Source organism: Pseudarthrobacter raffinosi (assembly GCF_023913835.1).
GTDB lineage: Bacteria > Actinomycetota > Actinomycetes > Actinomycetales > Micrococcaceae > Arthrobacter > Arthrobacter raffinosi.
The window spans coordinates 1-5,852 of the sequence record NZ_JAMXBG010000042.1; the positions used below are offsets into that span (position 1 = coordinate 1).

A 5,852-nucleotide genomic window follows, 5' to 3' on the forward strand; every position below is an offset into this window, starting at 1 on the left:
TGTGTCTGTTGTTTGAGAACTCAATAGTGTGCCAAGTTTGTTGATACCAATTTATTGTATTGAATTGGTTGAATTGACTGGATCCGCCACCCCGTGGTGTGGTCTGGTTTTTACAGCTGGTTTCAAATTTTGTGCAGCCATTTTATCCTGTTATTTCCGGGGTTGGTGGTTGTGTCTGTTTTACTTCAACGGAGAGTTTGATCCTGGCTCAGGATGAACGCTGGCGGCGTGCTTAACACATGCAAGTCGAACGATGAACCTCACTTGTGGGGGGATTAGTGGCGAACGGGTGAGTAACACGTGAGTAACCTGCCCTTAACTCTGGGATAAGCCTGGGAAACTGGGTCTAATACCGGATATGACTCCTCATCGCATGGTGGGGGGTGGAAAGCTTTATTGTGGTTTTGGATGGACTCGCGGCCTATCAGCTTGTTGGTGAGGTAATGGCTCACCAAGGCGACGACGGGTAGCCGGCCTGAGAGGGTGACCGGCCACACTGGGACTGAGACACGGCCCAGACTCCTACGGGAGGCAGCAGTGGGGAATATTGCACAATGGGCGAAAGCCTGATGCAGCGACGCCGCGTGAGGGATGACGGCCTTCGGGTTGTAAACCTCTTTCAGTAGGGAAGAAGCGAAAGTGACGGTACCTGCAGAAGAAGCGCCGGCTAACTACGTGCCAGCAGCCGCGGTAATACGTAGGGCGCAAGCGTTATCCGGAATTATTGGGCGTAAAGAGCTCGTAGGCGGTTTGTCGCGTCTGCCGTGAAAGTCCGGGGCTCAACTCCGGATCTGCGGTGGGTACGGGCAGACTAGAGTGATGTAGGGGAGACTGGAATTCCTGGTGTAGCGGTGAAATGCGCAGATATCAGGAGGAACACCGATGGCGAAGGCAGGTCTCTGGGCATTAACTGACGCTGAGGAGCGAAAGCATGGGGAGCGAACAGGATTAGATACCCTGGTAGTCCATGCCGTAAACGTTGGGCACTAGGTGTGGGGGACATTCCACGTTTTCCGCGCCGTAGCTAACGCATTAAGTGCCCCGCCTGGGGAGTACGGCCGCAAGGCTAAAACTCAAAGGAATTGACGGGGGCCCGCACAAGCGGCGGAGCATGCGGATTAATTCGATGCAACGCGAAGAACCTTACCAAGGCTTGACATGAACCGGAAATGCCTGGAAACAGGTGCCCCGCTTGCGGTCGGTTTACAGGTGGTGCATGGTTGTCGTCAGCTCGTGTCGTGAGATGTTGGGTTAAGTCCCGCAACGAGCGCAACCCTCGTTCTATGTTGCCAGCGCGTTATGGCGGGGACTCATAGGAGACTGCCGGGGTCAACTCGGAGGAAGGTGGGGACGACGTCAAATCATCATGCCCCTTATGTCTTGGGCTTCACGCATGCTACAATGGCCGGTACAAAGGGTTGCGATACTGTGAGGTGGAGCTAATCCCAAAAAGCCGGTCTCAGTTCGGATTGGGGTCTGCAACTCGACCCCATGAAGTCGGAGTCGCTAGTAATCGCAGATCAGCAACGCTGCGGTGAATACGTTCCCGGGCCTTGTACACACCGCCCGTCAAGTCACGAAAGTTGGTAACACCCGAAGCCGGTGGCCTAACCCCTTGTGGGAGGGAGCTGTCGAAGGTGGGACTGGCGATTGGGACTAAGTCGTAACAAGGTAGCCGTACCGGAAGGTGCGGCTGGATCACCTCCTTTCTAAGGAGCACCTACAGGCTGTTGTCCACTGCGTAATGTGGTGGGCGGGGTTTGTCAGGAGTATATGCCCGTTGCGCGGACGTTTGTTCTGCGGCGGGTGCTCAAGGGTGGAATATCAATGAATAGCGGCCGTTTGTTTCTTTCCTGACCTAGTACGGTGGTTGGTTGTCCTTCGGGATGGCTTCTCTGCCTGGAACGGTGTGGGTTGGGGGTGGGTGGTTTAGTGTTTGGCACACTGTTGGGTCCTGAGGCAACAGGGCCGGGAGGATGGGCTGCAGCTTACGGGTTGTGGTGTGTTTTGTCGGGTTTGTTTGTTTCTGGTTTCCTGGCTGCATCGATCGCACGGTTGACCTTTTGGGGTTGTGTGTGGGGTGTGTGGTTTGGGGTTGTTGTTTGAGAACTACATAGTGGACGCGAGCATCTTTTATAAGAAGCAATTTCCAAGAATTATGAACCTGGATCTGTCCGGGCGTCTGTTGCTGTGGCCTTCGGGTTGTGGTGGTGGTGTCCGGGTGGTTTTCGTGGTTCTCTCGAAAATTAGTTTTTTGATCTTTTGTGGTCAAGTTTTTAAGAGCACACGGTGGATGCCTTGGCATTAGGAGCCGAAGAAGGACGTAGGAATCTGCGATAAGCCTGGGGGAGTCGATAACCGGACTGTGATCCCAGGGTGTCCGAATGGGGAAACCCCGCCAGGGGCGCGAGCTGCCTGGTGACCCGCATCTGAACACATAGGGTGCGTGGAGGGAACGCGGGGAAGTGAAACATCTCAGTACCCGCAGGAAGAGAAAACAATAGTGATTCCGTCAGTAGTGGCGAGCGAACGCGGATCAGGCTAAACCGTTCCATGTGTGATAGCCGGCGGGCGTTGCATGGGCGGGGTTGTGGGACTTTCCGTACCAGTTCTGCCGGACTGGTGAGGTGTGATGTGCAGGCATAGGTGAACGGTCTTGAAAGGCCGGCCAGAGAGGGTGTGAGCCCCGTAACCGAAATGTTTTGTGCCGCCTGGAGAGTATCCCAAGTAGCACGGGGCCCGAGAAATCCCGTGTGAATCTGTCAGGACCACCTGATAAGCCTAAATACTCCCTAATGACCGATAGCGGACCAGTACCGTGAGGGAAAGGTGAAAAGTACCCCGGGAGGGGAGTGAAACAGTACCTGAAACCGTGTGCTTACAATCCGTCGGAGCATCTGCAGCTTGTCTGTATGGGTGTGACGGCGTGCCTTTTGAAGAATGAGCCTGCGAGTTAGTGTTACGTCGCGAGGTTAACCCGTGTGGGGAAGCCGTAGCGAAAGCGAGTCTGAATAGGGCGTTGCAGTGGCGTGATCTAGACCCGAAGCGAAGTGATCTACCCATGGCCAGGTTGAAGCGACGGTAAGACGTCGTGGAGGACCGAACCCACTTCAGTTGAAAATGGAGGGGATGAGCTGTGGGTAGGGGTGAAAGGCCAATCAAACTTCGTGATAGCTGGTTCTCCCCGAAATGCATTTAGGTGCAGCGTTGCGTGTTTCTTGCTGGAGGTAGAGCTACTGGATGGCTAATGGGCCCTACAAGGTTACTGACGTCAGCCAAACTCCGAATGCCGGTAAGTGAGAGCGCAGCAGTGAGACTGTGGGGGATAAGCTTCATAGTCGAGAGGGAAACAGCCCAGACCACCAACTAAGGCCCCTAAGCGTGTGCTAAGTGGGAAAGGATGTGGAGTTGCGAAGACAACCAGGAGGTTGGCTTAGAAGCAGCCATCCTTAAAAGAGTGCGTAATAGCTCACTGGTCAAGTGATTCCGCGCCGACAATGTAGCGGGGCTCAAGTACACCGCCGAAGTTGTGGATTTCAGATATTAGCTAAGCCGCCCCTTGTGGGTTGGTTCAGGCGTCTGGAGTGGTAGGGGAGCGTCGTGTGGGCAGTGAAGTCGCGGTGTAAACCAGCGGTGGAGCCTACACGAGTGAGAATGCAGGCATGAGTAGCGAAAGACGGGTGAGAAACCCGTCCGCCGAATGATCAAGGGTTCCAGGGTCAAGCTAATCTGCCCTGGGTAAGTCGGGACCTAAGGCGAGGCCGACAGGCGTAGTCGATGGACAACGGGTTGATATTCCCGTACCGGCGAAAAACCGTCCATGTTGAACAGGGGATACTAACCGCCCGATACCTGCCCGCCCACCCTTCGGGGTGATGTGGGTTTTGGTGGAGCGCGGGACCTGATCCTGGGAGGCAAGCGTATTAACAGGTGTGACGCAGGAAGGTAGCCAAGCCGGGCGATGGTTGTCCCGGTCTAAGGATGTAGGGCGAACGGTAGGCAAATCCGCCGTTCATGATGCCTGAGATCTGATGGGACCCCCTCAGGGGGGGATTTGGTGATCCTATGCTGCCGAGAAAAGCATCGACGCGAGGTTTTAGCCGCCCGTACCCCAAACCGACACAGGTGATCAGGTAGAGAATACTAAGGCGATCGAGAGAATTATGGTTAAGGAACTCGGCAAAATGCCCCCGTAACTTCGGGAGAAGGGGGGCCCCAACCTTGAACACCACTTGCTGGTGGGAGGGGATCGGGGCCGCAGAGACCAGGGGGAAGCGACTGTTTACTAAAAACACAGGTCCGTGCGAAGTCGCAAGACGATGTATACGGACTGACTCCTGCCCGGTGCTGGAAGGTTAAGAGGACCGGTTAGCCCTTGCGGGCGAAGCTGAGAATTCAAGCCCCAGTAAACGGCGGTGGTAACTATAACCATCCTAAGGTAGCGAAATTCCTTGTCGGGTAAGTTCCGACCTGCACGAATGGAGTAACGACTTCCCCGCTGTCTCAACCATAAACTCGGCGAAATTGCAGTACGAGTAAAGATGCTCGTTACGCGCAGCAGGACGGAAAGACCCCGAGACCTTTACTATAGTTTGGTATTGGTGTTCGGAGTGGCTTGTGTAGGATAGGTGGGAGACGTTGAAGCCCGGACGCCAGTTCGGGTGGAGTCATCGTTGAAATACCACTCTGGTCACTTTGGACATCTAACTTCGGCCCGTAATCCGGGTCAGGGACAGTGCCTGATGGGTAGTTTAACTGGGGCGGTTGCCTCCTAAAAAGTAACGGAGGCGCCCAAAGGTTCCCTCAGCCTGGTTGGCAATCAGGTGTCGAGTGTAAGTGCACAAGGGAGCTTGACTGTGAGAGAGACATCTCGAGCAGGGACGAAAGTCGGGACTAGTGATCCGGCGGTACATTGTGGAATGGCCGTCGCTCAACGGATAAAAGGTACCTCGGGGATAACAGGCTGATCTTGCCCAAGAGTCCATATCGACGGCATGGTTTGGCACCTCGATGTCGGCTCGTCGCATCCTGGGGCTGGAGTAGGTCCCAAGGGTTGGGCTGTTCGCCCATTAAAGCGGTACGCGAGCTGGGTTTAGAACGTCGTGAGACAGTTCGGTCCCTATCCGCTGCGCGCGCAGGAAATTTGAGAAGGGCTGTCCTTAGTACGAGAGGACCGGGACGGACGAACCTCTGGTGTGTCAGTTGTACTGCCAAGTGCACCGCTGATTAGCTACGTTCGGATGGGATAACCGCTGAAAGCATCTAAGCGGGAAGCTCGCTTCGAGATGAGATTTCCATACACCTTGTGTGTGAGAGGCCCCCAGCCAGACCACTGGGTTGATAGGCCGGATGTGGAAGCGAGGACTAACGACTCGTGAAGCTGACCGGTACTAATAGGCCGATAACTTACACCACACACCACCCCCGTAAACCTATTCAAAAGAGGTTTGCACCCAGGGGTGGTACGAAGATAACAAGACTGCTTGCGTCCACTATGTGGTTCCCAAACAACAAACCCGACACCACGGGCACGTTGCAGGGAACAAAAAACACAACACAATAACAACACCACACCTGCAACCAAAAGTTGCAGGAGCATGTTGTAACCAGATTTCCCACACACCCCCCTTTTTCGGGTGTGACGGGTCGAAGGGTTACGGCGGTCATAGCGTGGGGGAAACGCCCGGTCCCATTCCGAACCCGGAAGCTAAGACCCACAGCGCCGATGGTACTGCACCCGGGAGGGTGTGGGAGAGTAGGTCACCGCCGGAACATCATTACAGGTCGAGAGCCCCCCAACCACCAGGTTGGGGGGCTCTCCCACGTTAACCACCACACCACAAACACCCCAC

Annotated in this window: 3 rRNA genes; all 3 read left to right on the forward strand. The window is 55.1% G+C overall.

Going from position 1 to position 5,852, the window contains the following annotated elements:
- Nucleotides 1–185 precede the first annotated feature (185 nt).
- The 3 genes from NG697_RS20850 to rrf all read left to right on the forward strand — a co-directional run bounded on the left by NG697_RS20850 (nucleotide 186) and on the right by rrf (nucleotide 5,772).
- Nucleotides 186–1,709 (forward strand): 16S ribosomal RNA (locus NG697_RS20850).
- 557 nt (nucleotides 1,710–2,266) lie between these two features.
- A 23S ribosomal RNA gene (locus tag NG697_RS20855) occupies nucleotides 2,267–5,415 on the forward strand.
- Nucleotides 5,416–5,655: 240 nt separating this feature from the next.
- Nucleotides 5,656–5,772 (forward strand): 5S ribosomal RNA (gene rrf / locus NG697_RS20860).
- Together the 16S, 23S and 5S rRNA genes form the textbook arrangement of a ribosomal RNA operon.
- Nucleotides 5,773–5,852 lie beyond the last annotated feature (80 nt).